A 25,826-nucleotide genomic window follows, 5' to 3' on the forward strand; every position below is an offset into this window, starting at 1 on the left:
CGGCCCGCCCCGGGCCACGGACGACGGTCCCGGGGGTCAGGGACTTTCGTCCCCCGCCCGACGGCGCCGCTCGCCCAGGGCGGGCCGCGCCGCTCTCCCAGGGCACCGCCGGGCACGACGACGGGCGGGGCCCCCTCTCGGGAGCACCCCGCCCGCCCGCACCGCACCCGCTACCGGGCGGACCCGATCACTCGGGCGAGCGGCGCCGTCGGGCCCTGACGAGCACCAGGCCCAGGAGCGTCATGAGCAACGCCGCCGCGAGCACCGGACCCACCGTGGATCCCGTGGTCGCGAGCCACTCCCCGGGAGTCGTCGGGGGTGCGACCGGCGCCGGGGGCGGCGGCGTCCGGTGCTCGGTCGTCGCCGGCGGCGGCGTGAGCGGCGGCCCCACGGGGGGCGTCGCGGTACCCGTCACGACGTTCTTCAGGACCGTCGCCGCCCCGACGCCTGCGTCGACCTTCACCTGGTAGGTGACCGTCACGGCCTGCCCCGGCCGCAGCGCCCCCGACCACGTGAGCGCCGTCCCCTGGAGCGTCGCCCCGTCGACCGGAGCGTCCGCGACCGTGGCCTCGATCGACCCCTCGACGAACGTCGCGCCCGACAGGACCTTCACGAGGTCGTCGGACAGGACCACCGGGTCCAGGACCGTCGCACCCGTGTTGGTACCCGTGACCGTGTAGGTGATGGTCTGCCCGGCCTGGACCGTCGAGCCCGACGCCGGGTCGGAGGTCTTGGCGACCTCGAACCCGGGGACCGGGTTCTCGGTCGTGACCTCGGGCGGCGTGACGGGCGGACCCGTGGGCGGTGTCGCCTGCCCGCGCACGGTGTTCTCGACGAGAGCACCCGCGGCGTCCTCGGCGACCGTCACCTGATAGATGAGCGTCACGGCCTGGCGAGGCTGCAACGTCCCCGACCAGGTCAGCTCGGTCCCCGCCAGGGACGGCGCCGTGGCCGGCTGGCCGTCGACCGTCGCCGCGAGCGAACCCTCGACGAAGGTCGCGCTGTCCAGGACCTTGGACAGGTCGTCCGAGATCTCGACCGGCGCCAGGACCGTCGCCCCGGTGTTGGCCCCCGTCACGGTGTAGGTGATGGTCTGCCCGGGCCGGACGTCGGCCCCCGACCCCGGGTCGGACACCTTGGTCAGCGCGAAACCGGGGGTCGGGTGCTGGACCAGGATCGGCGGGGGCGTGATCGGCGGACCCGTCGGAGGCGTGCCCTGACCGCTCGCACGGTTCCGGAGCGTCGTCCCCGCGGGGGCGTCCTGGTCGACCACCACCTGGTAGGTGAGCGTGACCGCGGCCCCCACGGGCAGCGCGCCCGTCCAGGTGAGGGTCGTGCCGTCGAGCGAAGGAGCCTCGACCGGCACCCCGCCGACCGTCGCGGCCGCCGAGCCATCCACGTACGCGGCGTGGTCCAGGACCGCGGACATGTCGTCCGTGACGACGACCGGGTCCAGGACCGTGGCCCCCGTGTTGGTGCCCGTGACCGTGTACGTGATGGTCTGCCCGGGCTGGACCGTCGACCCGTCGGCCGGGTCGGCCGTCTTGGCCACGACGAACCCCGGGACGGGGTGCTCGGTGGTGACCTCGGGCGGTGCGATCGGCGGCCCGACCGGGGGCGTGGCCGTCCCCGTGACCCGGTTCTGCACGAGCGCCCCTTCAGGGACGTCCGCGTTCACGAGCACCTGGTAGGTCAGGGTCGCCGTCTGCCCGACGCCGAGCTCGCCCTGCCAGGAGAGCGCGGCGCCCACGAGCGTCGGGGTCGTGGGCTGCGTGCCCTGGCTCCCGTCGCCCGTGATCGCGACCGTGGGCGAGCCCGCGACGAGCGTGGCCTTGTCGAGCGCCTTCGACAGGTCGTCGAGGAGCGTGACAGGACTCAGCGGCGTCGCACCCGTGTTGGTGCCCGTGACCGTGTAGGTGATGACGGTTCCCGCGCGGACGGCGGTCCCGCTCGCCGGGTCGGAGGTCTTGGCGACCTCGAACCCGGGCACCGGGTGCTGCGTCGTGACCTCGGGCGGGGTGATGGGCGGACCCGTGGGCGGGGTCGCCGTTCCCGAGGCGGCGTTCTTCACGAGCGCCCCCGGGGGGACGTCCGCGTCGACCGTCACCCGGTAGGTGACGACCACGACCTGCTGCGGCTGGAGCACGCCGGTCCACAGGAGCTCGGTCCCCGTCAGGGACGGCGCCGTGGCCGGCTGCCCGTCGATCGTCGCGGCGAGCGAACCCTCGACGAGCGCTGCGTCGTCCAGGACGTCCGAGAGGTCGTCCGAGATCGCGACGGGATCCAGGACCGTGGCGCCCGTGTTGGTGCCCGTCACGGTGTAGGTGATGGAGTCCCCGCCCTGGACGGACCGGCCGGAGACCGGGTCGGAGGCCTTGGCCAGCGAGAACCCGGGCACCGGGTGCTGCGTCGTGACCTCGGGCGGCGTGACCGGCGGCCCCGTCGGGGGCTGCGCTCCGGCGTCGACCGTGTTGAGGACCGTCGCACCGGCGGCGTCCTCGTCGACCGTGACCTGATAGGTGATCACGACGTCCTGCCCGACACCGAGCGCGCCCGACCAGGTGAGAGAGCTCCCCTGCAGGGTCGGCGCGGCTCCTCGGCTCGAGGTGATCGACCCGTCGACGAGCGTCGTGCTGTCGAGGACCTTCGAGAGGTCGTCGACGATCACGACCGGGTCGAGCGTGGTCGCTCCCGTGTTCGTCCCCGTGATCGTGTAGGAGAGCGTGTCACCGGGCCGGACGTCGGAGCCCGAGGCCGGGTCGGCCGACTTGGCGACCGTGAACCCCGGGGTCGGGTGCTCGGTGACGACGTCCGGAGGCGTGAGCGGCGGCTCCCCCGGAGGGGTCGCGCTCCCGGAGACGACGTTGCGGACGATCGCGCCGTCGTCGTGCGTCTCGTCGACGACGACCTGGTAGGTGATGACGACCGACTCGTCGACCTGGAGCTGTCCCGTCCAGGTGAACCCGTCCGCGGTCAGGGCCGGTGAGCCGATGGACGCCTCGAGGCTGCCCTCGACGAGCGTGCCGTCGTCGAGCGCACCCGAGAGGTCGTCGGAGATGACGACCGGGTCGAGGAGCGTCTCGCCCGTGTTGGTGCCCGTCACGGTGTAGGTGATCGTGTCACCGCCGCGGACGGTGGTCCCCGACGCCGGGTCCGACGTCTTGGTCAGGGCGAACCCGGGGGTCGGGTGCTGGGTCTCGACCGGGGGCGGGACGATCGGCGGCCCCGTGGGCGGCGTGGCGGTGCCTGTCGCGACGTTGTGCAGGACCGATCCTGCCGGGGCGTCGGTGTCGACCGTGACGGTGTACTGGATGACGACCTGCTGGCCGAGGTTCAGCACGCCCTCCCACCGGAGCGTCGTCCCGGTGAGCTCCGGCACGACGCCGATGTTCGAGGTGATCGACCCGGGGACCAGGTCGGCATGATCGAGCACGGCCGCCAGGTCGTCCGTGACGACGACGGGGTCCAGGACCGTGGCACCGGTGTTCGTGCCGCGCAGCGTGTAGGTGACGGTGTCACCGGGAGACACCGTGGTCCCGGACACCGGGTCCGAGCTCTTCTCGAGCGTGAAGCCGGGCACCCTGTGCTCGGTCACGACCGGCGGAGGGACGATCGGCGGTCCTGTGGGCGGCTGGCCGGAGCCCGTCACGGTGTTCTGCACGATCGTTCCCGCGGCGACGTCGAGGTCGACGATCACCTGGTAGCCGACCGTGACCTTCTGGCCCGGGGCGAGCGCGCCGGTCCACGTGAGCGTGGTCCCGTCCAGCACGGGGAGGTCGCCGGCCGTGGACGTGATCGAGGCGGGGACGAGGGTCGCGTGCCCGAGCACGGCCGAGAGGTCGTCGGTGAGGGTCGCGGGGTCAAGCGTCGTCGCCCCCGTGTTCTCCCCGGTGAGGGTGTAGGTGATGGACTCGCCGCCCCGGATCGTCGACCCGGCGGTCGGCTCCGAGGACTTGGAGATCACGAAGCCGGGGATCGGGTGCTCGGTCTCGACCGCCGGAGGGGTCAGCGGCGGACCGGTCGGCGGGGTCGCGGAGCCGTCGGCCACGTTGTGCAGGAGAGTCCCGGCCGGCGCGTCGGCATCGACCCGCACCGCGTACGTGAGGACGACCGACTCGCCGGGCTGCAGCGTCCCGGTCCAGGTCAGGGTCGTCCCCGAGACCTCGGGTGCCGTACCCAGCGAGGCGCTGGGGGTTCCCTCGACCGCAGCGCGGTCCAGGACCGCGGACAGGTCGTCGGTGATCTCGACGGGATCCAGGACGGTGTCGCCGGTGTTGGTGCCGGTCACGGTGTACGTGACGAGGTCACCGGCCGCGACCCTGCTGCCCGACGCGGGGTCGGAGCTCTTCGTCAGAGCGAACCCCGGGACGGGGTGCTGGGTCTCGACGGCCGGCGGGGTGATCGGGGGCCCGGTCGGAGGCTGGGCGGTGCCGGTCACGACGTTGTGGAGCAGACCGCCCGTGAGGCCGTCGGCGACCGTGACGGCGTAGGTCAGGACGACCTCCTGGCCGACGTCGAGCGCACCGGTCCAGGTGAGCGTGGTGCCGCTGAGGACCGGGGCTGCGACGGCCGCGCCGTCGACCTCGGCCGTGACGGCGCCGAGGCTCCCGAGCGGGAGGACCCGGCCGAGGTCGTCCGAGAGGACGACCGGGTCCAGACGGGTCGCCCCCGTGTTGGTGCCCGTGACCGTGTAGGTGATGGTGTCGCCCGGTCGGACGTCGGTCCCGGACGCGGGGTCCGCGGTCTTGGAGACCTCGAAGCCCGGGATCGGGTGGGTCGTCACGACGGGCGGCGGCGTGATCGCCGGCCCCGTCGGGGGCTGGGCGGTCGAGGTCGCGCTGTTGTCGAGGGTCTCGCCCTGGGTGCCGGCATCGACTGTGACCCGGTAGCTGACGACGACCGTCTGTCCTTCGGCCAGGTCGCCGGTCCAGCTGAACGAAGAGCCGACCAGCGCCAGCGGCACGGGGGCTCCCCCGTCGATCGACGCCGCGAGCGAGCCGGCGACGTAGGTCGCGTCGTCGAGCACGTCGGCGAGGTCGTCGGCGATCGTCACGGTCAGCGGGGTGTCGCCGCTGTTGCGACCCGTGAGGGAGTACGTGACGGTGTCGCCGGGCTGCACCGAGGATCCCGAGACCGGGTCGGCGGTCTTGGTGAACTGGTAGCCGGGGACGTCGTGCACCGTGGTGCCGCAGGTGCCCGGCTCGCACGTCGTCGGAGGGTTCGGCGGCTCGGGGGGCGTGTGCGTGAACGCCACGTTGCGCAGCTCGCCGTCGCCGCTCCCGACGGCCTTGACCGTCGCCGTGTAGGTGGTCGCGACCGACGTCGTCGACAGCGGGATGTCGGTGCCCGTCCAGGTCCAGGCGTCCCCCGTGACCGTCGTCGAGCTGCCCGAGGCAGGCGCGGACACGAGGTCGTCGAGCGGCACGTCGGCGTCGTCACGGACCGAGCTCACCGAGTCGGAGTAGCGCCCCGACCACGTCGTCGCCTCGAGGGCGTCGGTGACCTCCTCCGGGTGGGCGTAGTCGACCGGGCTGGTCGTGACGGTGTAGCGGATCTCGTCCCCGGGGTTGACGATCGAGCCCGTCGCGGGGTCCGAGGACTTGGCGAGCAGGAAGCCGGGGTGGTCGGAGGTCGTGGTGATCGCGGTGTCGGCGTAGGCCCAGTTGTCGATCGCGCGGTTGTTGCCCCAGGTGCCGCCGTTCGTGGTGTCCGTGGGAGGCGGGTTGATCCCGAAGATGGTGTTGGTCGGGCAGGTGCCGACGCCCCAGGCGTGGACGCCCGCGCTGCTCGGGAGACCGCCGAGCGCCTGGACGACGGGCGTCGTCGAGCACCGGACGTTCGCGCGCGGGTCGTTCTGCACGTCGGTGACGGGCGTGTCGTTCCAGAAGAGCCGGACGTCGTTCTGCGGGGGGCCGTTGATGCGGTTGACCGCGATGCCCCCGTTGAAGATCTCGATGTCCTCGTCGACGAAGTGGATCTCTCCCACGCGGTCGATCTCCACCCGGAACGCCAGGGGTCTGCTCGTGGGGATCACGGCACCCGAGGCGTCGAGGCCGTCGAAGGCGACGGACTGCGGCGCGTCGAGCGCCGCGACGGGGAACACCCGGTCGAGCGGGCCGTCGAACACACCGTCGTCGTCCACGTCGACCCGGACCGTCGCGTTGCCCTCGAAGTCGTCGATCCTGAAGTCGATCGTGCCCGACCGCGCGCCCGGCCCGGCGGGGACGAACGTCGGCCCGTCGATGCTGGGCGCCACGGGTGCGGCCAGCCGCAGCCAGGTGGTCTGGCCTCCCGGCAGCGTCACGCTCGCCGGCAGGTCGGTCGCGGGCGCCTCGAAGAACAGCTTGTAGGCCGAGAAGTCGCACCCCATGGCGTGCGCCGCGGACGACGTCCGGTAGGGCAGGCCCTGGTCTGCCGGGATCAGGCTCGAGCTCGTGAAGATGCTGCGGTAGGCCGAGGCGCACGTGGTCGTGTCGATGTTGCCGAACGCGTTGGCCGAGTACTCGGAGTCGATGCCCATGATCCCTCGACGGTCCACCTTGTAGGTGTACCCGTGCTCGGTCTGGTACCAGAGGGTCAGGTCGGCCGTGCGGATCGGCAGGTTGAGGTTGTCGGTCATCCGGAAGGACTCGGTCCAGGTGCGCCCGGGGATCACCGCGCCGCCCGCCGTGGAGGCCGTGATCGACCACGACATCTGCACCTGTCCGGCCGGGTCGGTCTGGGCCGGGGCCGACTTGGCGATCTCGACCTTCCAGACGCCGGCCGTCGCCGAGGTCGCGACCTGGCTCACGTTGCACGTCGTGCCCACAGCGGCGGCGAGCGTGATCGCGGTGCATCGGGAGACCTCGCCCTGCGGGCTGGTGACCACGATGACGGGGTTCCAGGTCCTGGTCTCGGCCGAGAGCTTCGCGAAGCTGGCCGTGAAGCGTTCTCCGGCCCGGACGTACGTGTAGAAGGTCTGCGCGCCGCGCACGGACGTCCCGGTCGGGCCCGTCGCGGCCTGTGCTGCCGGGGTCACGACGACGAGCGCCGACGCCAGTCCCAGCACGAGCGCGAGCAGGGTCGCGAGACTCTTGCGCAGCCGGCTCCCTGCCCTGGGCTTCCTCGCCCGTGTGTGTGCACCCGACATGATCGTCCCCTCGTCGTCCGAGCACGCGCCGTGGGACACGTGCACTGGCTAAGACCGCCGGGCCGCATTCTCATGACGGGAACGGTGCGGGTGAAAGGTCGGGGCACGCGATATCGGGCGTTCCTTCCATATAGGTGTTCTCCACACGATTCGGGGCCATTTCCCTCTCATGCGCCTCTCATCTGCCCGACGGCGCCGCTCACCAGCCGCGCCAGGTCGCCGTTCCGCGCGGCACGGGGGTTCAGGTACGTGGTTTCCCGTACGCCTGGAGACCGTTTGAAGACGCGACGAGCGCTGACCTACCGTCGCAACGTTCTGGTCGAGGTGGACCGAGGCCCTGCGTCTCGCCGTCCGCCACAAAGAAAGCGAGATGCACATGAGACGACTTCGCGCGGCAATGATCACCGCCGTTCTCGGCGCGACCGCCATCGTCGCCCCCGTGGTGCTGGCGCCCGCCGCCTCCGCACACGGCTGGGTCACCTCCCCGCCGAGCCGTCAGGACAACTGCGCGACCGGCGCCGTGTCCTTCGACTGCGGCACCCTGAAGTACGAGCCGCAGAGCGTCGAGGCCCCGCACGGCGGCACGACCTGCAGCGGCGGCAGCGCCTACGCGATCCTCGACGACAACAGCAAGCCCTGGCCCCGCACCACGGTCGGCTCGTCGGTCAAGATCCAGTGGAAGCTCACCGCGAACCACGCGACGAGCACGTGGGAGTACTTCGTCGACGGCAAGCTGCACCAGACCTACGACCAGGGTGGCGCGCAGCCGCCGAAGGACATCTCGCACACGCTGACGAACCTGCCGGCGGGCAACCACACCATCCTCGCGCGCTGGAACGTGGCCGACACGGTCAACTCGTTCTACAACTGCATCGACATCACGGTCGCGGGCGGCGGCACCACGGGTGGCACGACCGGTGGCACCACGGGCGGCGAGACCGGCACGACCGGTGGCACCACGGGCGGCGAGACCGGCACGACCGGCGGCACCACGGGCGGCACGCCCGGCACGTGCACCGACGCGGCCTGGGACACCAACGCCGTCTACACGGGCGGCACCAAGGTGTCGCTCGACGGCCAGGTCTACGAGGCCAAGTGGTGGACCAAGGGTGAGGCTCCCAGCGCGGGCGCGCAGTGGGGCCCCTGGAAGAGTCTCGGCGCCTGCTGAGACCCGATGCCCGTGAGGGCGTGAGGTACCGCGCACGAAGCGCACAGAAGTGGCGCCGTGCCAGGAATTCTCCTGGCACGGCGCCACTTCTGTGCATGCCCGATACGTAGGACCCCCTACGTGCTTTACCGGATTGTGCCTGCCTGTTTCTTTCCTTAGCGTCGAAGATGTCCGATTCGACATGAGTAGGTCGCCCGGCAATGGGGCCTACCGACTTCCATGGAGAGCGAGAAGAGAAACATGAGACGACTACGCGCGGCGATGATCGCCGCCGTCCTCGGAGCGGCAGCGATCGCAGCCCCGATCATCGTGGCACCCAGCGCCTCGGCGCACGGGTGGATCACGTCCCCGCCCAGCCGGCAGGACAACTGTGCGACCGGCGCGGTGTCCTTCAGCTGTGGCGGGGTGCAGTACGAGCCCCAGAGCGTCGAGGCCCCCAAGGGGTCCATGCAGTGCTCGGGCGGCAGCGGGTTCACCGTCCTGGACGACAACAGCAAGGCCTGGCCTCGCAAGAGCGTCGGCTCGACGGTGACGTTCCAGTGGAAGCTCACGGCAGCCCACAACACGAGCACGTGGGAGTACTTCGTCGACGGCAAGCTGCACCAGACGTTCAGCCAGGGTGGCGCACAGCCGCCGAGCAACATCTCGCACACCCTGACGAACCTGCCCGCGGGCAACCACACCGTGCTCGCCCGGTGGAACGTGTCCAACACCGTCAACGCGTTCTACAACTGCGTCGACATCTCGGTCGGCGGCGACCCCACGGGCAACCCGACGGGTGGCGACCCGACCGGCGGCAACCCCACGGGCGGCGACCCGACGGGCACCACCGGCGGCACGACCGGCAACGGCACGTGCACGGACCCGGCCTGGTCGGCGGGCTCGGTCTACACGGGCGGCGCCCGCGTCTCCTACAACAACACGAAGTACGAGGCCAAGTGGTGGACCACGGGCGAGAACCCGGGCACGAGCGGCCAGTGGGGCGTGTGGAAGAACCTCGGCGCCTGCTGAGGTGACGACCGTCCCGTCGACGCGCTGGAGAACGTGGCGGCGGGAGCATCGCCAGGGCCCGTCCGGAGCCCGCCTGGATCAGCAGGCGGCCCCGGGCGGGCCCTCTCCCCGTTCCAATTGCATGAATATGCAATCGTCTGCATATACTTGAGTCGTGTCCAAGGTACTCACTTCACTTCCGGCCGGCGAGCGCGTCGGCATCGCCTTCTCCGGGGGTCTCGACACCTCCGTCGCCGTCGCGTGGATGCGCGACAAGGGTGCGGTGCCCTGCACCTACACCGCCGACATCGGGCAGTACGACGAGCCGGACATCGACTCCGTGCCGGGCCGCGCCATGGCCTACGGTGCCGAGCTGGCCCGTCTCGTCGACTGCCGCGCAGCGCTCGTGGAGGAGGGGCTGGCCGCGATCACGTGCGGCGCGTTCCACATCCGCTCGGGCGGGCGCTCCTACTTCAACACGACCCCGCTCGGTCGCGCCGTGACCGGCACCATGCTCGTGCGGGCCATGCTCGAGGACGACGTCCAGATCTGGGGCGACGGCTCCACGTTCAAGGGCAACGACATCGAGCGGTTCTACCGCTACGGCCTGCTCGCCAACCCGAACCTGCGCATCTACAAGCCGTGGCTCGACGCCGACTTCGTCACCGAGCTCGGTGGGCGCAAGGAGATGTCGGAGTGGCTGCTCGCGCACGACCTGCCGTACCGCGACAGCACCGAGAAGGCCTACTCGACCGACGCCAACATCTGGGGTGCGACGCACGAGGCCAAGACCCTCGAGCACCTCGACACGGGCCTCGAGGACGTCGAGCCCATCATGGGCGTGCGCTTCTGGGACCCCGCGGTCGAGATCGCGACCGAGGACGTCACGATCCGCTTCGAGAAGGGACGCCCGGTCGCGATCAACGGCCAGGAGTTCGAGGACGCCGTCGCCCTGGTCATGGAGGCCAACGCGATCGGCGGCCGCCACGGGCTCGGCATGTCCGACCAGATCGAGAACCGGATCATCGAGGCCAAGAGCCGCGGCATCTACGAGGCCCCGGGCATGGCGCTGCTGTTCATCGCCTACGAGCGCCTCGTCAACGCGATCCACAACGAGGACACGGTCGCGAGCTACCACAACGACGGCCGTCGCCTGGGCCGCCTCATGTACGAGGGCCGCTGGCTCGACCCGCAGGCCCTCATGATCCGCGAGTCCCTGCAGCGCTGGGTCGGTGCCGCGATCACGGGCGAGGTCAAGCTGCGCCTGCGTCGCGGCGAGGACTACTCGATCCTCGACACGACGGGCCCCAACTTCTCCTACCACCCCGACAAGCTGTCGATGGAGCGCACGACGGACTCGGCGTTCGGTCCCACGGACCGGATCGGCCAGCTCACCATGCGCAATCTCGACATCGCCGACTCGCGCGCCAAGCTCGAGCAGTACGCGGGTCTCGGCATGGTGGGCGCGCAGCACGCGGCCCTGATCGGGACGGGGCAGACCGAGCTCATCGGCCAGATGCCCGAGGGCGGCGCCGAGGCCATCGCGTCGCGCGGCACGTCCTCGTCCGAGCTCGACGAGGCGCTGGACCGCGCCGCGATGGAGTTCGGGGTCGACTAGTCGTCCTCGTCGACCCAGCCCACCGGGGGCAGGTCGCGCCCGCGCAGCTTGTCGATCTCGCGTCGTTCTCGCTTCGTCGGGCGCCCTGCCCCGCGGTCGCGCACCGGCACGAACGGCACCGCCTCGCGCGGCAGCACCGGTGGGCTGTGGTCGACGTACGCCTTCGCGGCCTCGGGCGCACCGACGCGCTTGGTGAGGAGCTGGACGACCTCGACGATCCGTTCGCGCTCACCGCGGTAGGTCACGGTGTCGCCGACCTTGAGGTTCGCGGCGGGCTTGACCCGCGTCCCGTTCACCTTGACGTGCCCGGCGCGGCACGCGGCCGTGGACACCGATCGGCTCTTGGTCAGGCGGACCGCCCAGAGCCAGCTGTCGACCCGCATGGTCACTTCCCTTCCCGACGTCGGACCACCCCAGCGTAGGCGGCTCCCGCCCCGCGCGGGACCGGCCGTCACGCCCGACGGCGCCGAGCGCCACTGCGGCGAATGTCGCCTTTGGGCGTGCGAACCCCGCGCAACCGTGCCACGGTGAACGGGAACCGACGCCACCCGGCCGCACTCGCACCGTCCGGGTCGTCGCCCGGAGAACGGAGTGGCTATGTGGATTCTGTCCTGGATCGTCATCGGCCTCATCATGGGAGCCATCGCTCGCGCCATCATGCCTGGTAGGGCAAGTGGAGGCTGGGTCGTGACGCTGATCGTCGGCGTCGTCGGGGCGTTCGTCGGTGGATTCATCGGCAGGGCTTTCGGCTCCGACCCCAACCAGGAGTTCTGGTCCTTCTCGACGTGGTTCTGGGCCTTCATCGGTTCGCTCGTCGTGCTGCTCATCTGGGGCCTGATCTCGGGCCGCAGGTCGAAGGCCTGACGCTCGCTCCGCCGTCGGGCACCTGACGGCTCCCCGCGGCGCGCCGCACCACCCCGGACGGCCCGGCCCCTCGACGGGCCGGGCCGTCCGGCGACGCGGACACACCCCTCGAAATACCGTGGACCGCTCCCACCCCGCGGAGGACGCTGGGACCATGAGCTCCCCCACCGAGTCGACGGCGACCTGGCGCGTCCTCGAGGCCCCGCACCCCACGAGCCTCGACGCCCCCGACGCCTGGGCCTACCTCGGCATCGCCCAGGTCGAGGCCGAGGTCACGACCGAGGCCCACGGCTACGACGACCTCGCCGACGAGGCGCGCGACGTCCTCGCCGGGATGAACAGCCAGCGGTACACGACCAAGCAGCGCGTCGTCGCCGTCCGCGCCGACGCACCCGAGACCCCGCGACCGCAGGACGTGCTCGGCCACCTGGCCGTCGCGCTGCCGACCAGCAGCAACACGCACCTGGGCGAGCTGTCCGTGCAGGTCCGACCCGCGCACCGACGCCACGGGATCGGGAGCGCGCTGTGGGAGACGGGCGAGAAGATCCTCGTCGACGCGGGCCGCACCACCCTGTTCACGGACACCCAGCACGGCACCGAGCCGCCGCCCGGACCGGGCGCCCTCGAGGCGCGCACGGGCGCCGGGCGCGTCCCTGCGGACGCCCCCGGGCCGCGCTTCGTCGCCGGCAAGGGCTACGCCCTCGAGCAGGTCGAGCGGCACTCGATCCTGGCGCTGCCGGTCGACCCCGCGTTGCTCGACCGCCTGCGGGCAGGCGCGGTCGGGGCAGCCGGCCCCGACTACCGCACGCTCGTGTGGGAGGACGACGTCCCCCCGGACCGGCGCGAGCAGGTCGGGACGCTGTTCACGCGCATGAGCACCGACGCCCCGGTGGGCGACATCGACTTCCGCGAGGACCCGTGGGACGCGCAGCGCGTGGGCGTCTGGGTCGACGAGCTGCTCGGCAAGGGGCACGGCCTGCTCATGACGGTCGCCGAGCACGTCCCGACCGGCACGCTCGCCGCGTTCTCGGTCTTCGCCTACCCCAAGGACCGCCCCGCGTTCGCGTTCCAGGAGGACACCCTGGTGCTGCACGAGCACCGAGGCCACCGCCTCGGGATGCTCGTCAAGGTCGTGAACCTCGACGAGCTCGCCGTGCGCCGACCCGCGACCGAACGTATCCACACCTGGAACGCCGAGGAGAACGACCACATGCTCGCGATCAACATCGACCTGGGCTTCACGCCTGCCGGCGGCTACGCGGGCTGGCAGAAGCGGGTGGGCGCGTGAGCGGCCCGTCGCAGACCGCGGCCCCTGCGGAGGACCAGGTCTCCGGCCCGACGGCGTGGCGCGTCCTGCGCGTGCCCGTCCCGGACTCGCTCGACGCACCCGAGGCGTGGGGCGTGCACGGCACCGTCCGTGTGGGAGAGGCCGTCGACCGGGAGATCCACGGGCACACCGACCTCGCGCTGGACGCCGCGACCACGCTCGTCAGCATGACGGCCCAGCAGGAGTACAAGAAGACCGTCCGGCTCGTCGCGGTAGCCCTCGGCGCCCGTGGCGGCGAACCGGACCGGACCCCGGCGGCGAGCGACGTCGTCGGGCGCGGCATGGTGGGCCTTCCCCAGAAGGGGAACACGCACGTCGCGATCGTGTACGCGGGGGTCGACCCCGACCACCGTGGCCAAGGCGTGGGTACAGCGCTCTGGGAGGAGGGCCTGCGCATCGCGCGAGAGGCCGGACGCACCGTGATCCTGTCGGACTCGTCGCACTCGCCCGAACCCCCTGCGGGGCCCGGCGCGCTCGAGTCGCCGACCGGGAGCGGACGCGTCCCGCTCGACGATCCGGGCACCCGCTTCGCGCTCTCTCGCGGGTTCTCGCTCGAGCAGGTCATGCGGCACTCGGCGATCTCGCTGCCTCCTCGCCAGGACGTCGTGGCCCGGTTGCGCGAGGCTGCCCGTGCTGCCGCCGCCGACCGGTACCGGGTCCACCTCTGGCAGGACACGGTCCCCGAGGACTGGATCGACGAGTTCGCCGTGCTCGAGACCCGCATGAGCACCGACGCCCCCTCGGGCGGGCTCGACCTCGAGGAGGACCCGTGGGACGCGGACCGCGTCCGTGCGGCCTCCCGGTCGTTCGCCGACCGAGGGCAGGGGTATCTCATCGCGGTCGCCGAGCACGTCGCGACCGGACGGCTCGCCGGGTTCTCGATGGTCTCCTACCCGCACGACCGGCCCGAGGTCGTGGTCCAGGAGGACACCCTGGTGCTGCGTGAGCACCGGGGCCACCAGCTCGGGATGCTCGTCAAGATCGCGGTGCTCGACGAGCTCGCGCGCGTGCGGCCCTCGTCTCGGCGCATCCACACCTGGAACGCGCAGGAGAACCGGCACATGCTCGCGATCAACGAGGCGCTCGGGTTCGAGGTCGCGAGCGTCGACGCGGAGTGGCAGCTGCGGCTCGCCTGACCGACGGGGCGATGTGTCGTTATTGTCTGGCCCGAGCGGACCCCGGGGCGCAAGAGTGGGCGCATGACGAGCACCGAGACCTCTCCCGGGGCCGCGGCCCGCGCAGGCACGACCTGGCGCGCGGTCGACGCCCCTCCCGTCCCGCCCACGCTCGAGCACCCCGACATCTGGGCGTACCAGGCGTACAGCGAGATCGAGCACGACGTGCAGCTCGCGACCTGGGGCTGGACCGACTGGTGGGCTCCCCTGCCCGTGATCCACGGGGCGCTCCAGCAGCAGGAGTACCACCGCAAGATCCTGGTCGTCGCGCTCCCCGGAGAGGCTCCGGGAGAGGCTCCGGGGACGGCAGCCGACGCCTCCCCTGGTGCCGACGTCCCGCTCACCGACGGCACCGCCCCGGCCCCCCGCGACGTGGGCGGGGCCGCGATCGTCAACCTCGCGACCGTGAGCAACACGCACCTCGCGTACGTCACGCTCATGGTGCGCCCCGGGCTCGAGGGCCAGGGCATCGGCGACACCCTCCTGGCACGGGTCGAGGAGATCGCGCGCGCCGCGGACCGGACCACGGTCATCACCTTCAGCAACCACTCTCCCGAGCCCGCCCCCGGTCCCGACGCCCTCGACGCACCGACGGGCGCGGGCCGCGTGCCCGTCGCGTCACGCCCGGCACGTTTCGCGCTCGGGCGGGGCTTCACGCTCGAGCAGGTCGAGCGCGCCTCGGTGCTGAAGCTCCCGGTCGACCCCACCCTGCTCGACGCGCTCCACGCGCGGTCCACCGAGGCGGCCGGCGACGACTACCGGCTGCACACCTGGTGGGACGAGGTGCCCACCGTGTGGGAGGACCAGGTCGCGATCCTGTGGACGCGCATGAGCACCGACATCCCCAACGCGGGCCTCGACGTCGCGGAGAGCCCCTGGGACGCCGCACGCGTCCGCAGCCACCTGCGCGGCCTCGCCGGCCGGCATCAGCACGTGCTGATCACGGTCGCCGAGCACGCACCCACGGGCACGCTCGCGGCCTTCTCGGTGGTGCAGATGCCCGTCCCCGACGTTCCCTTCGCGTTCCAGGAGGACACGCTCGTGCTCCGCGAGCACCGCGGCCACCGGCTCGGGATGCTCGTCAAGATCGCCAACCTGCGCGCCTACTCCGAACGCCGCCCCGGCGAGCGCCGCATCAACACGTGGAACGCCCAGGAGAACGAGCACATGCTCGCGATCAACGTCGCGCTCGGCTTCGAGCCCGTCGGCGTCGCGGCCGTCTGGCAGAAGCGCCTCGGCTGACGCTCGCGGCGGGGTCTCGGACCCTGCCACCCACGTGAGGCGACGGGCGTGCCCGGCGGACGCTCCGCCGTCGGGCACGCCCGACTGTCCGGCACCGCACCTCACAACCGCTCGCACCGTGAGCCACCAGGACAACCCCGCAGGTCGCAGCCTACGGTTGTCGGGTCCGGCCAAGACCCCGGGCGACCCCCGAAGACCCCCACCGACCAGGGAGCAGCGAGACCATCGTGAGCACTGCGAGCACACCGCCGATCGACGCCACCACCACTCCCTCCTGGGCCGACCTCACGGCCCACCAGGCCGCCCTGACCCCGGACCTGCGCGCATGGTTCGCCCAGGACCCGGGCCGCGCCGCGCGCCTCACGTTCGACGCCGCGGACCTCCACGTCGACCTGTCGAAGAACCTCGTGACCGACGAGACGATCGCGCTCCTCGTGCGCCTCGCACAGGACGTCGACCTCGCCGGACGCCGCGACGCCATGTTCCGCGGCGACCACATCAACGTGACCGAGGACCGCGCCGTGCTGCACACCGCGCTGCGGCGGCCGTCCGGAGCCTCGCCGGCGCTGACGGTCGACGGCCAGGACGTGGACGCCGACGTGCACGGCGAGCTCGCCAAGGTCTACGCGTTCGCGGAGAAGGTCCGCTCGGGCAAGTGGACGGGCGTCACGGGCGAGCGCGTGCGCACGGTCGTGAACATCGGTATCGGCGGCTCGGACCTGGGCCCCGTCATGGCCTACGAGGCCCTCCTGCCCTACAAGGCCGAGGACCTCGACGTCCGGTTCGTGTCCAACATCGACCCGACCGACGTCGCCGAGAAGACCGCGGGCCTCGACCCGCGCACCACGCTGTTCATCGTCGCGTCCAAGACGTTCGGGACGCTCGAGACCCTGACCAACGCACGCCTCGCGCGCGACTGGCTCTGGACCGAGCTCGCGGCGGTCGACGCTCTCGACGACTCGGAAGAGGCGCGGACGGCCGCGGTCGGCAAGCACTTCGTCGCGGTCTCCACGGCCCTCGACAAGGTCGCCGCGTTCGGGATCGACCCCGCCAACGCGTTCGGCTTCTGGGACTGGGTCGGCGGGCGCTACTCGGTCGACTCGGCGATCGGGACGTCGCTCGCGATCGCGATCGGCCCGGCGCGCTTCGAGGAGTTCCTCGCCGGATTCCACGCGATCGACGAGCACTTCCGCACCACCCCGATCGAGCAGAACGTGCCCGCGCTCATGGGCCTGCTCAACGTGTGGAACGTCAACTTCCTCGGGGCGCACACGCACGCGGTGCTCCCCTACGCGCAGTACCTGCACCGCTTCCCCGCGTACCTGCAGCAGCTGACCATGGAGTCCAACGGCAAGTCGGTGCGCTGGGACGGGTCCCCCGTCACGACCGAGACCGGCGAGGTCTTCTGGGGCGAGCCGGGCACCAACGGTCAGCACGCGTTCTACCAGCTCATCCACCAGGGCACGCGCCTGGTCCCCGCGGACTTCATCGCCGTCGCGAACCCCGCGCACCCGCTCGTCGACACCGCGGCGGGCGACGAGCCCGTCGACGTGCACTCGCTGTTCCTCGCGAACTTCTTCGCGCAGACCAAGGCCCTCGCGTTCGGCAAGACCGCCGACGAGGTCCGGGCCGAGGGGACCGCGGAGGACCTCGTGAGCGCCCGCGTGTTCTCGGGCAACCGCCCCACGACGTCGATCCTCGCGCCCGCGCTCACGCCCTCGGTGCTGGGCCAGCTCATCGCGCTCTACGAGCACATCACGTTCGTCCAGGGCGTCGTGTGGGGCATCGACTCGTTCGACCAGTGGGGCGTCGAGCTCGGCAAGAAGCTCGCGAACGAGATCGCCCCGGCCGTCACGGGCGACGCCGCCGCGCTGGCCGCGCAGGACCCGTCGACGCAGGCGCTCATCGGGTGGTACCTCGAGCAGCGGAGCTGACGCCGGGTCGCTGGTGCTGGTCGCCGAGCACGAGGTTGCGGTCGTTCTGACGCCCAGAACGACCGCAACCTCGTGCTCGGCACCCCTCCGGCAGGCTCACGCCTCGCCCGGCACGTGCTCCTTGGCCTCGTCGTATCCCTCGCTCCCGGGCAGCTCGCTCGGCCCGTAGACCAGGTGGACCACGCCCGTGGGGAAGACCTCGGAGCGCAGCAGCCGCAGGGGGTAGATCGTGTCGCCCTCGTCGAAGAGCCGTTCGCCCTTGCGGGCCGCGACCGGGTGGACCAGGAGGCTCAGCTCGTCCACGAGCCCGGCCGCGAGGAGCTGGCGGACCACCGAGATCGACCCCGCGACCAGGACCTTGGCGATGCCCGGAGTCTCCTTGAGCGTGGTCACGGCCTCGACCAGGTCACCGTCGATCCTCTCGACGTTGCGCCAGCCGAGGTCCGCGTCACCCCGGGTCGCGACGACCTTGCGCAGGTCGCCGAGCCGCTTGGCGAACACCGCGTCCTCCTCGCCGGCCTCCTCGCGACCGGGCCAGGCACCCGCGAAGCTGTCGTACGTGACGCGGCCCAGCAGCAGGGTGTCGACGCCCGTGTAGTCCTCGTCGACCGCGGCGCCCATGTGCTCGTCGAAGTACGGGAAGTGCCACGTCGGGTCGATCTCGACGACGCCGTCGAGCGAGCTGAACAAGGTGGAGACGAGCTTCGCCATGATGAGGTCCCTTCGGGGGTCTGCGGGTACGTCTGCTGAGACCGGGCGACGCTGCCGAACTCATCGGTCCCTGCCTCCCACCGTGGCACGCACCCCGGCGCGTTGCGCGCGCGGGGGGCGTGCCGTCGTCGGGCCGCGTGGGCTCAGCGCCGCAGGCAACGTGGGCTCAGCGCCGCAGGCCACGTGGGCTCAGTGCCGCAGGCCCAGCGCGACCACGGCCCCGACCGTGACGTGGAGAGCGGCCAGGAGCACGGTCGCGGACACGCTCGCCGCACCCAGCGGTCCGAGCAGGGACGCCAGGAGCACGACGGCGCAGGCCACCATCCAGGTCCGCTCACCTGCGGTCCTCCCAGCCCGCGGCGTGCCGAACCGTCGGAGCACCGCACGGACACCCCACCCCGCGAGGCCGACGAGCAGTGCGGTCAGGATCACCGTGACCGCGCCGATCCGCATGTCGCCGGCCGCGCCCTGCGCCACGGCCTCGACGCCGAGCGCCGTCCCGGCACCCCACACGACCACCCCTGCCGCCGCGGCGAGCAGCGGCACGCTCCACCTGGGCACCGTCCTCGTGCGCCCCTGCCCCGTGCGCTCGGCCACCCCGCTCGTTGCTGTCCGGTACGCGTCCATGACGTCTCCCTCCGATCGATCGGGCCCCCTCCGGGCCCGCGCCGACCCCTCGGCCGACGTCCCCACCGTGTCTCCCGGGCCTCCCTCGCCGGACCCTCCCGACGGCTCGCCCCGTCACGACCGACGGCCCGCTCCCCCCTCCGAAAGTCGGTGGTGACAGCAGCGCGCCCGTTCCTAGGGTGGCGGCATGAACAGCTACCCGAACGACGAATGCTCTCCGCCGCGGGCCCCTTCCCGGGGCGTGCTGACCGGGGCCGTGCTCGCCGTCGGCGCCCTCACCGCCCTGATGCTGTGGGGAGCCCTGCCGGGCGAGCCCGGGCCGCGCGTCGCGCTGGACGTCCTCGTCGGACTGGTCGCTGTGGCCCTCAGCCCGCTCCTGTGGTGGGCACCGCGCGGGCGTCGGGGCGACGCGGGGGCGGCGCTCGGCGACCCCGTGGTGCCGGCCCTCGCGCTGGCGGCACTTGCGGCCCTGTCCCCCGCGGCGACGCCCGCATCCACCGTCGCGACGCTCGAGGTCGCCCGCCGTCGGCCCCTGCGTGTCGCGGTGCTCGTCGCTGCGGCGGGCTTCGCGGGCCACGCGGTCCAGGCGCTGTGGCGCCCGACGGGCCTCCCGCTCGGCTGGTGGCTGCTGTGCGACGCCGCGGTGCACGCCGCACTCGTCGGCTGGGGGGCGTTCGCCCAGGCCAGGGCTCAGGTCGTCGCCGACCTGCGCGAGCGGGCACGGCGGGCCGAGCGTGAGCAGGAGCTGCGCGTGCGGGAGGCCCGCGCCGCCGAGCGCACGCGGATCGCCCGGGAGATGCACGACACGCTCGCGCACCGGCTGTCGCTGCTCGCGACCGTCGCGGGGGCGCTCGAGTTCCGGCCCGACTCCCCGCCCGAGGAGGTCGCCCGTGCCGCCGGCCTGGTCCGGGAGGGCGTGAGCGCCGCTCTCGAGGAGCTGCGGGACGTGGTGGGCGTGCTGCGCGCAGAGCCCGACGCCCTGCGCCCGGCTCCCGGGCCGGCCGACGTGGCCCGGCTCGTCGACGAGTCCCGGCTCGCGGGCGTCGACGTCGACTGGGAGCTGGACGGCGACCTCACCACGGTCCCGGCCACCGTGCAGGCAGCGACCTTCCGCGCCGTCCAGGAAGGGTTGACCAACGCCCGACGGCACGCTCCCGGCAGCGCGGTCCGCGTCGCGGTCGTGGTCGTGCCGGGCGAGGTCCGGGTCGACGTGTCCGACGACGGTCCCGCCCCCGGGCACCTGCCCTCGCTCCAGGGGACGGGGACCGGGCTCGTGGGGCTCCGCGAGCGGGCCGGGCTGCTGCGCGGCGAGGTGCTCGCTGGTCCGACCTCGGAGGGTGCCGGGTTCCGGCTCACGGTGTCGCTACCGTGGGGCTCATGACCGGACCCGTACGGATCGCCATCGTCGACGACGACGCCCTGGTACGGTCCGGCCTGCGCATGATGCTGCACGGCACGCTGGGCATCGAGGTCGTCGGCGAGGCCGCCGACGGCGCAGAGGTCCCCGGCCTCCTCGACGCCCACCCCCTCGACGTGGTCCTCATGGACCTGCGGATGCCGCGGGTCGACGGGATCACCGCGACCACCAGGGTGCGCGCGCGGGCGAACCCGCCCGCCGTCGTCGTGCTCACCACGTTCGACACCGAGGACGAGGTCCTCGGAGCGCTCCGGGCCGGCGCCGCCGGCTACCTCCTCAAGGACATGCCCCCGGCCCGGATCGCGGCGGCGGTCCTCGCGGCCGCGGCCGGCGAACCGGTGCTGTCGCCCGACGTCGCGCGGCGGCTCATGGCCTCGGCCGCCTCGGTCGGCGAGGCGCGGGCACGGGCGCGGGCGTCGCTCGACCGGCTGACCGGGAGGGAGCGTGACGTCGCGCTCGCCGTCGGGCGTGGAGCGAGCAACGCCGAGGTCGGGCGCGAGCTCTACCTCAGCGTGCCGACCGTCAAGGCGCACGTGTCGAGCGTCCTGGACAAGCTGGGGCTCGAGAACCGGACGCAGCTCGCCGTGCTGGTGCGGGACGCCGGGGGCGCGTGAGCCGTCGTCCAGGCGTGCTCCGGGCCGACGCGCCGGGGTGGCTCAGTCTCCCGGCCACTCCCCCGTCCACTTCTGGAAGGCACGGGCCCCGCCACGGTCGATCAGGGCCTTGACCCCGGAGAACACCGCGCCCTGGATCAGTGCGGCGATCAGGATCTCGCGCAGCGGGTACTCCGACTGCAGCGGCGTGGGTGCGTCCTTGCGGTGGCCAGGAGACACCCGCTTGTAGACCTGCTTGAAGACCTGGCCCGCGACCAGGCCGCCGATGATCGAGCTGATCAGCCCGAACGGCCTGTACAGGATCTTCGCGGCCTTGCCGCCGTGCTCCTCGGTACGGTCGGGCACGTGGTCGATCGTGGCGTCGCTCATGCTTCGACGCTAACGCGGGGGACGGGCGGTCGCAGGGTGGGTGGTGCTGATGCCGGGTTCATGGCGGCAGACCACGTCCGCCGGGCTACGAGTCCGTCGGCACCACCGCACAGCCCGCGAGGTCGAGCGCGACCCGGACCCGCCCCCCCGGTGCGGGGGCGAACGAGTGGTGCGTGGCGCCGTCGGGCACGGGTGTCGCCGACGGCATGCCGAGCGCGACCACGCGCTGCGGGCCGGCTCCCAGGTCGACGTCGACCGTGACCTCGGTGCGCCCACGCCGGAAGGCGCTGCGGACGACCGTGCCGTTTGCGGACCATGCCCCGGATTTGTTGTCAGAACTACGCCGGTCCGTACCCCGGCCACCTTCTGACAACTCATCCGTGGCGTGGGCACCGGGGACGAGCACGAGCCCCGTCGGGCCGATCGCGAGCAGCTCGCCGCCCGCCGCCGAGAAGTTGTCAGAACCACCCCGGGGCATACCCCGGCCACGTTCTGACAACGGATCCGTGGCGAGAGACCTGTCAGAACCACCCCGGGGCACACCCCGGCCACGTTCTGACAACCGATCAGCCGCTTCGAAGTCCGCTTCGAAGTCCGCCGCAGAGTCTCCCAGCGACCGCGACGACCCCGCCGACCCCAGCGCCACGAACGCCTGGTACCCGAGGAACTCCGCGACCCGCCGCGAAGCGGGCGCGCGCCACAGGTCCTCGGGAGCCGCGACCTGGAGCAGCCGCCCGGCGTCCATGACGGCCACGCGGTCGGCCACGGTGAAAGCCTCGTCGTGGTCGTGCGTCACGAACAGCGCGGTGGTCCCGGTCGCGACGAGCGCCGCGCGCAGGTCGGCTGCGAGCCGGTCGCGCAGCCCCCGGTCGAGCGCCGACAACGGCTCGTCGAGCAGGAGGAGCTGCGGCTCGGGCGCCAGGGCGCGCGCGAGCGCGACGCGCTGGCGCTCGCCACCGCTCAGCGTCGCGACGGGCCGCTGCGCGTACCCGGCGAGCCCGACGACGTCGAGCAGCTCGGCCACCCTGCCCGCGGCCGCGGACCGCTTGACGCCCGCCATCTGGAGGCCGAACGCCACGTTCCCCGCGACGTCCCGGTGCGGGAAGAGCTGCCCCTCCTGGAACATGAGCCCGAACCCACGTCGGTGCACGGGGACACCCGCGAGGTCGCGCCCGTCCCACGTGATGCTCCCGCCCGCGACGGGCTCGAGCCCCGCGACGGCGCGCAGGAGGCTCGACTTGCCGCAGCCGCTCGGCCCCAGCAGGGCGAGCACCTCGCCCGGCGCGAGGTCGAGTCCCACACCGCGCACGGCCGTCGTCCCGGGCCCCTTGGAGGATGCCGGGTCGGGGTAGTGCACGACGACGTCGAGCACCGTGAGGCCTCGGCTCGCCGTGCTCCCGGTCGGGTCGTGCGGCACGTACGGCTCAGCCGAGCCGTCCGTCGTTCGCTCCACCACCGTGGCTCCGTCCATCAGAACTCTCCTGCCGAGCGGTCGCCGCGCAGGCGTTCCGCCACCATCATCACCGTTGCCGTGAGGACCGCGAGGACGACGCTCGCGGCCAGTGCCATGCCGTAGTTCTCCGCCCCGGGCCGGCCGATGAGCCGGAAGATGACCACGGGGAGCGTGGCCGCGTCGGGCCGGGCCAGGAACGACGTCGCCCCGAACTCGCCGAGCGACACCGCGAACGCGAACCCGATCGCGAGGCCCAGCGACCGGGCCGCGATGGGCCCGTCGACCGCGGCGAACACACGAGCGGGCGGCGCCCCGAGCGTCGCAGCGGCCTCGCGCAGCCGCGGGTCGATCGCGCGCAGCACGGGCAGCACGGTCCTGACCACGAGCGGGATCGCGACGACCGCCTGCGCGACGGGCACGAGCAGCCCCGAGGTCCGCAGGTCCACGTCGAGGCCGAGCGGCTTGTCGAGCGTGATGAGGAACCCGAACCCGACGGTCACGGCCGAGACGCCGAGCGGGAGCATGAAGACCGAGTCGAGCGCACTGATCGCCCGTCGACCCGTGCGCGACCGGGGCCGTCGCGAGACGACGAGCGCGACGAGCCCGCCGATCACGACCGCGATCAGCGTCGCGATCGCGGCGGTCCGCACCGAGTTGGCCGTGGCCTCCCACACGGTCACGCTCAGGGCGTTGCGTCCGCCGGTCGTGCCGAGGTTCGCGTAGTTCGCGAGGCTCCAGCCACCGGGGGTCTGGAACGAGCGCACGAGGAGGTTGACGAGCGGCAGGGCGATCAGGCCCAGCACGACGACGGCGGTCACCGCGAGCGGGACCGCGTCGGCCCGCAGGCGCAGCGGCCGGGCCGCGGACGTCGCCGCGGACAGGTTGAGCGCGCGCTCGCGCCGGGCGCGGGTCCTGTTGGCGACGCTCAGCGCGACCACCACGACGACGAGCTGCACGACCGAGAGCACCGCGGCCGCGCGCAGGTCGAGGAACTGGGTCGTCTGGATCCAGATCTCGGTCTCGATGGTCCCGTACTGGACACCGCCCAGGACGAGCACGACACCGAACGCCGTGGCGCAGAACAGGAACACGATCGACGCGGCCGACGCGATGGCCGGCGCCAGCGACGGCAGCGTCACGGACCGGAACGCTCGCCAGGGCGAGGCTCCCAGGGCGCGGGCCGCCTCCTCGGCGCGCGGGTCGAGGTGCTCCCAGAGCCCGCCGACGGTCCGGACCACGACCGAGTAGTTGAAGAAGACGAGGGCCAGGACGATCGCCCCGAACGTCCCGTCGAGCCGCAGGAACCCGAGCAGCCCGCCCTCGACCAGCAGGGAGCGGAACGCCACCCCGACCACGACGGTCGGCAGCACGAACGGCACGGTCACGAACGCCCGCAGGAACGTGCGCCCACGGAACCGGCACCGGTACAGCACGTACGCGCCGGGCACGCCGAGCAGCACCGAGATCACGGTCCCGAGCACGCCCTGCCACAGCGTCAGCCCGATGATCCGCCAGGTCCGCGGCTCGGAGAACACCTCGGCGAAGCCGGAGAGGTCCAAGGAGGCGCCGGCAGCGTCCTGGGTCACGAACCCGCGCGCGATCAGCGTCACGACGGGCCACGCGAAGAACACCCCGAGGAACAGCAGCGGCAGCCCGGCGGCGAGCCCCCACAGGAGGACCCGCCCGCCGCGCTGCACGGCCGCGGGCACGCCGCGGCTCACGACACCGCCCGCTCACGAGCACCCTGTGCGCCCACCCACGCCCCGCCCGAGCACGAGCGCGCCGCCGCCGGGCTCACGGAGAACATGCTCAGCCGATCACCGTCGACGTCCACGCCTTGATCCACTCGTCGCGGTGTGCCGTGATGTCGGCGGGGGCGACGTCGAACGGCTCCGGGGACAGGGGGGCGAACTCGACCCAGCCCTCGGGCAGCTCGGTGTCGGTGTTCACCGGGTACATGTACATGCTGTCGGCGATGTCGGCCTGGAACGCGTCGCTCACGAGGAAGTCGACGAGCTTCTTGGCGCCCTCGGGATTCGCTGCCCCGGCCAGCAGACCTACGTACTCGACCTGGCGGAAGCAGGTGTCGAGCAGCGCGCCCGTCCGCGTCGAGCTCCCGTCCTCGGAGACCGTGAACGCGGGCGACGTCGAGTAGGACAGCACGATGGGGCGCGGGCCATTGCCCTCGGAGCCGGAGAAGTCGACGTAGTAGGCGTCGGACCAGCTGTCGGTGACCTTGACGCCGTTGGCCTTGAGCTTGCTCCAGTACTCCTCCCAGCCGTCCTCGCCGTAGGCGCCGACGGTCGCGAGCAGGAACGACAGCCCCGGCGACGACGTCGCGGGGTTGGTCACGACGAGCAGGTCCTTGTACTCGGGCTTGGTCAGGTCGTCGAGCGTCACGGGCTCGGGGACCCCTGTGTTGCCGAACCAGGCGTGGTCGACGTTGACGCAGACGTCGCCGAAGTCGATCGGGGTGAGCTCGCCGTCCCCCACTGCGTACTGGGCCGCCGAGTCGGCTTGCCCCGCGGGCGCGTAGGGCTCGAGCACGCCCTCGTCGATCGCACGGGTCGCGAACGAGTTGTCGATGCCGAACACGACGTCGCCGAGCGGCGCGTCCTTGGTGAGGATGAGCTGGTTGACGAGCGAGCCGCCGTCACCGGGGGTGATCTGCTTGACGGTCAGCCCGGACTCCTTCTCGAACGCGGCGAGGACGTCCTCGCTCACGTTGAAGGAGTCGTGCGTGACGAGCGTGACGACGCTCGACGGGTCCGTGCCCGTGTCGGTCGTCCCGGCGCAGGCCGTGAGGGCCAGCGCGCTGAGCCCGCCGACGAGGCCGAGGCCGAGGCGGGTACTGATGGTGTTCACGTGTCCTCCTTGGACGTCACAGGAGGGGGACCTCACGCACGGGAGGTTCCGTGAGCGAGGCTGGAGAAGCCCGACTTCCTCCACCGGTGCTAACCGGATCAGGTTCGAGGGTCTGCGGTGGTCCGCACTCTCAGCGCCTGTTGCCCGTTGTCTCCGGGCGGTCGGCGCTCCCCTGTCGTTCACCTGCGACTTTACACCGCGGTCCGACGGTGCGGGCAGGGGTCCGGCGTGTGATCTCGCCCGGGGCGCGCCCCGCCCCGGGCGACGGCTACGGTGGGACCTGAGCTCCGCCGTCGGGCACCTTCACGACGCGCGGCGCGCCC

The 25,826-nt window shown here is 72.4% G+C and carries 18 protein-coding genes and 1 riboswitch; of the genes, 10 read left to right on the forward strand and 8 right to left on the reverse strand.

From position 1 onward, the window contains the following. Positions 1 to 187: 187 nt before the first annotated feature. On the reverse strand, positions 188 to 7,129 hold the full coding sequence (locus tag OERS_RS15950; protein ID WP_139107886.1) for an isopeptide-forming domain-containing fimbrial protein: 6,942 nt from the start codon (positions 7,127 to 7,129) through the stop codon (positions 188 to 190). 397 nt (positions 7,130 to 7,526) lie between these two features. Here OERS_RS15950 and OERS_RS15955 point away from each other — a divergent pair, with 397 nt between their 5' ends. From OERS_RS15955 to argG, 3 genes are all read left to right on the forward strand, one after another. Next, a complete protein-coding gene (locus tag OERS_RS15955) occupies positions 7,527 to 8,297 on the forward strand; it encodes a lytic polysaccharide monooxygenase (protein WP_248948618.1) in 771 nt (256 codons plus the stop codon). Between the two features lie 240 nt (positions 8,298 to 8,537). Beyond that, on the forward strand, positions 8,538 to 9,308 hold the full coding sequence (locus OERS_RS15960; RefSeq protein WP_068626928.1) for a lytic polysaccharide monooxygenase: 771 nt from the start codon (positions 8,538 to 8,540) through the stop codon (positions 9,306 to 9,308). Between the two features lie 154 nt (positions 9,309 to 9,462). Next, on the forward strand, positions 9,463 to 10,905 hold the full coding sequence (gene argG / locus OERS_RS15965; protein WP_068626930.1) for an argininosuccinate synthase: 1,443 nt from the start codon (positions 9,463 to 9,465) through the stop codon (positions 10,903 to 10,905). On the opposite strand, the gene OERS_RS21810 is transcribed toward argG, so the two are convergent. Then, entirely contained in the window at positions 10,902 to 11,288 is a 387-nt protein-coding gene (locus OERS_RS21810; protein WP_068626931.1) for an RNA-binding S4 domain-containing protein, read from the reverse strand. The genes argG and OERS_RS21810 overlap by 4 nt on opposite strands. Before the next feature lie 214 nt (positions 11,289 to 11,502). Here OERS_RS21810 and OERS_RS15975 point away from each other — a divergent pair, with 214 nt between their 5' ends. The 5 genes from OERS_RS15975 to pgi all read left to right on the forward strand — a co-directional run bounded on the left by OERS_RS15975 (position 11,503) and on the right by pgi (position 17,447). Beyond that, positions 11,503 to 11,769, forward strand: coding sequence for a GlsB/YeaQ/YmgE family stress response membrane protein (locus tag OERS_RS15975; protein ID WP_056644819.1), 267 nt, complete (start codon positions 11,503 to 11,505; stop codon positions 11,767 to 11,769). Positions 11,770 to 11,923: 154 nt separating this feature from the next. Then, positions 11,924 to 13,057 (forward strand): GNAT family N-acetyltransferase, encoded by a 1,134-nt coding sequence (locus OERS_RS15980; RefSeq protein ID WP_068626946.1) that lies wholly within the window; start codon positions 11,924 to 11,926, stop codon positions 13,055 to 13,057. Continuing rightward, entirely contained in the window at positions 13,054 to 14,232 is a 1,179-nt protein-coding gene (locus tag OERS_RS15985) for a GNAT family N-acetyltransferase (protein WP_068626933.1), read from the forward strand. The genes OERS_RS15980 and OERS_RS15985 overlap by 4 nt, the downstream gene beginning before the upstream one ends. Positions 14,233 to 14,295: 63 nt before the next feature. Continuing rightward, on the forward strand, positions 14,296 to 15,513 hold the full coding sequence (locus OERS_RS15990; RefSeq protein WP_083201536.1) for an N-acetyltransferase: 1,218 nt from the start codon (positions 14,296 to 14,298) through the stop codon (positions 15,511 to 15,513). A gap of 227 nt (positions 15,514 to 15,740) precedes the next feature. Beyond that, positions 15,741 to 17,447: a glucose-6-phosphate isomerase gene (pgi, locus tag OERS_RS15995; protein ID WP_211268496.1), complete on the forward strand. Its 1,707-nt coding sequence runs from the start codon at positions 15,741 to 15,743 to the stop codon at positions 17,445 to 17,447. A 96-nt stretch (positions 17,448 to 17,543) separates the two neighbouring features. Here pgi and OERS_RS16000 read toward each other — a convergent pair whose 3' ends face one another. Together OERS_RS16000 and OERS_RS16005 are read right to left on the reverse strand one after the other, a co-directional pair. Beyond that, positions 17,544 to 18,158 (reverse strand): dihydrofolate reductase family protein, encoded by a 615-nt coding sequence (locus OERS_RS16000; RefSeq protein WP_068626935.1) that lies wholly within the window; start codon positions 18,156 to 18,158, stop codon positions 17,544 to 17,546. Between the two features lie 189 nt (positions 18,159 to 18,347). Further along, positions 18,348 to 18,785, reverse strand: coding sequence for a DUF6069 family protein (locus OERS_RS16005; RefSeq protein WP_068626937.1), 438 nt, complete (start codon positions 18,783 to 18,785; stop codon positions 18,348 to 18,350). 187 nt (positions 18,786 to 18,972) lie between these two features. Between OERS_RS16005 and OERS_RS16010 the strand changes: the two genes are divergently transcribed. Both OERS_RS16010 and OERS_RS16015 read left to right on the forward strand, forming a co-directional pair. Beyond that, on the forward strand, positions 18,973 to 20,166 hold the full coding sequence (locus OERS_RS16010) for a sensor histidine kinase (protein WP_068626939.1): 1,194 nt from the start codon (positions 18,973 to 18,975) through the stop codon (positions 20,164 to 20,166). Further along, on the forward strand, positions 20,163 to 20,816 hold the full coding sequence (locus OERS_RS16015) for a response regulator (protein WP_068626953.1): 654 nt from the start codon (positions 20,163 to 20,165) through the stop codon (positions 20,814 to 20,816). The genes OERS_RS16010 and OERS_RS16015 overlap by 4 nt, the downstream gene beginning before the upstream one ends. 42 nt (positions 20,817 to 20,858) lie before the next feature. Here OERS_RS16015 and OERS_RS16020 read toward each other — a convergent pair whose 3' ends face one another. The 4 genes from OERS_RS16020 to OERS_RS16035 form a co-directional block, all read right to left on the reverse strand. After that, positions 20,859 to 21,185 (reverse strand): DUF4235 domain-containing protein, encoded by a 327-nt coding sequence (locus OERS_RS16020; protein WP_056644797.1) that lies wholly within the window; start codon positions 21,183 to 21,185, stop codon positions 20,859 to 20,861. Positions 21,186 to 21,270: 85 nt separating this feature from the next. Continuing rightward, positions 21,271 to 22,656, reverse strand: coding sequence for an ABC transporter ATP-binding protein (locus tag OERS_RS20770; protein WP_083201538.1), 1,386 nt, complete (start codon positions 22,654 to 22,656; stop codon positions 21,271 to 21,273). Next, positions 22,656 to 24,359, reverse strand: a complete 1,704-nt coding sequence (locus OERS_RS16030; RefSeq protein WP_248948619.1) for an ABC transporter permease — start codon at positions 24,357 to 24,359, stop codon at positions 22,656 to 22,658. The genes OERS_RS20770 and OERS_RS16030 overlap by 1 nt, the downstream gene beginning before the upstream one ends. An 88-nt stretch (positions 24,360 to 24,447) precedes the next feature. Next, a complete protein-coding gene (locus OERS_RS16035) occupies positions 24,448 to 25,503 on the reverse strand; it encodes a thiamine ABC transporter substrate-binding protein (protein WP_169834241.1) in 1,056 nt (351 codons plus the stop codon). 58 nt (positions 25,504 to 25,561) lie between these two features. Continuing rightward, a riboswitch (TPP riboswitch) is annotated at positions 25,562 to 25,687 on the reverse strand. Positions 25,688 to 25,826 lie beyond the last annotated feature (139 nt).

The organism is Oerskovia enterophila (genome assembly GCF_001692445.1).
Lineage (GTDB): Bacteria > Actinomycetota > Actinomycetes > Actinomycetales > Cellulomonadaceae > Oerskovia > Oerskovia enterophila.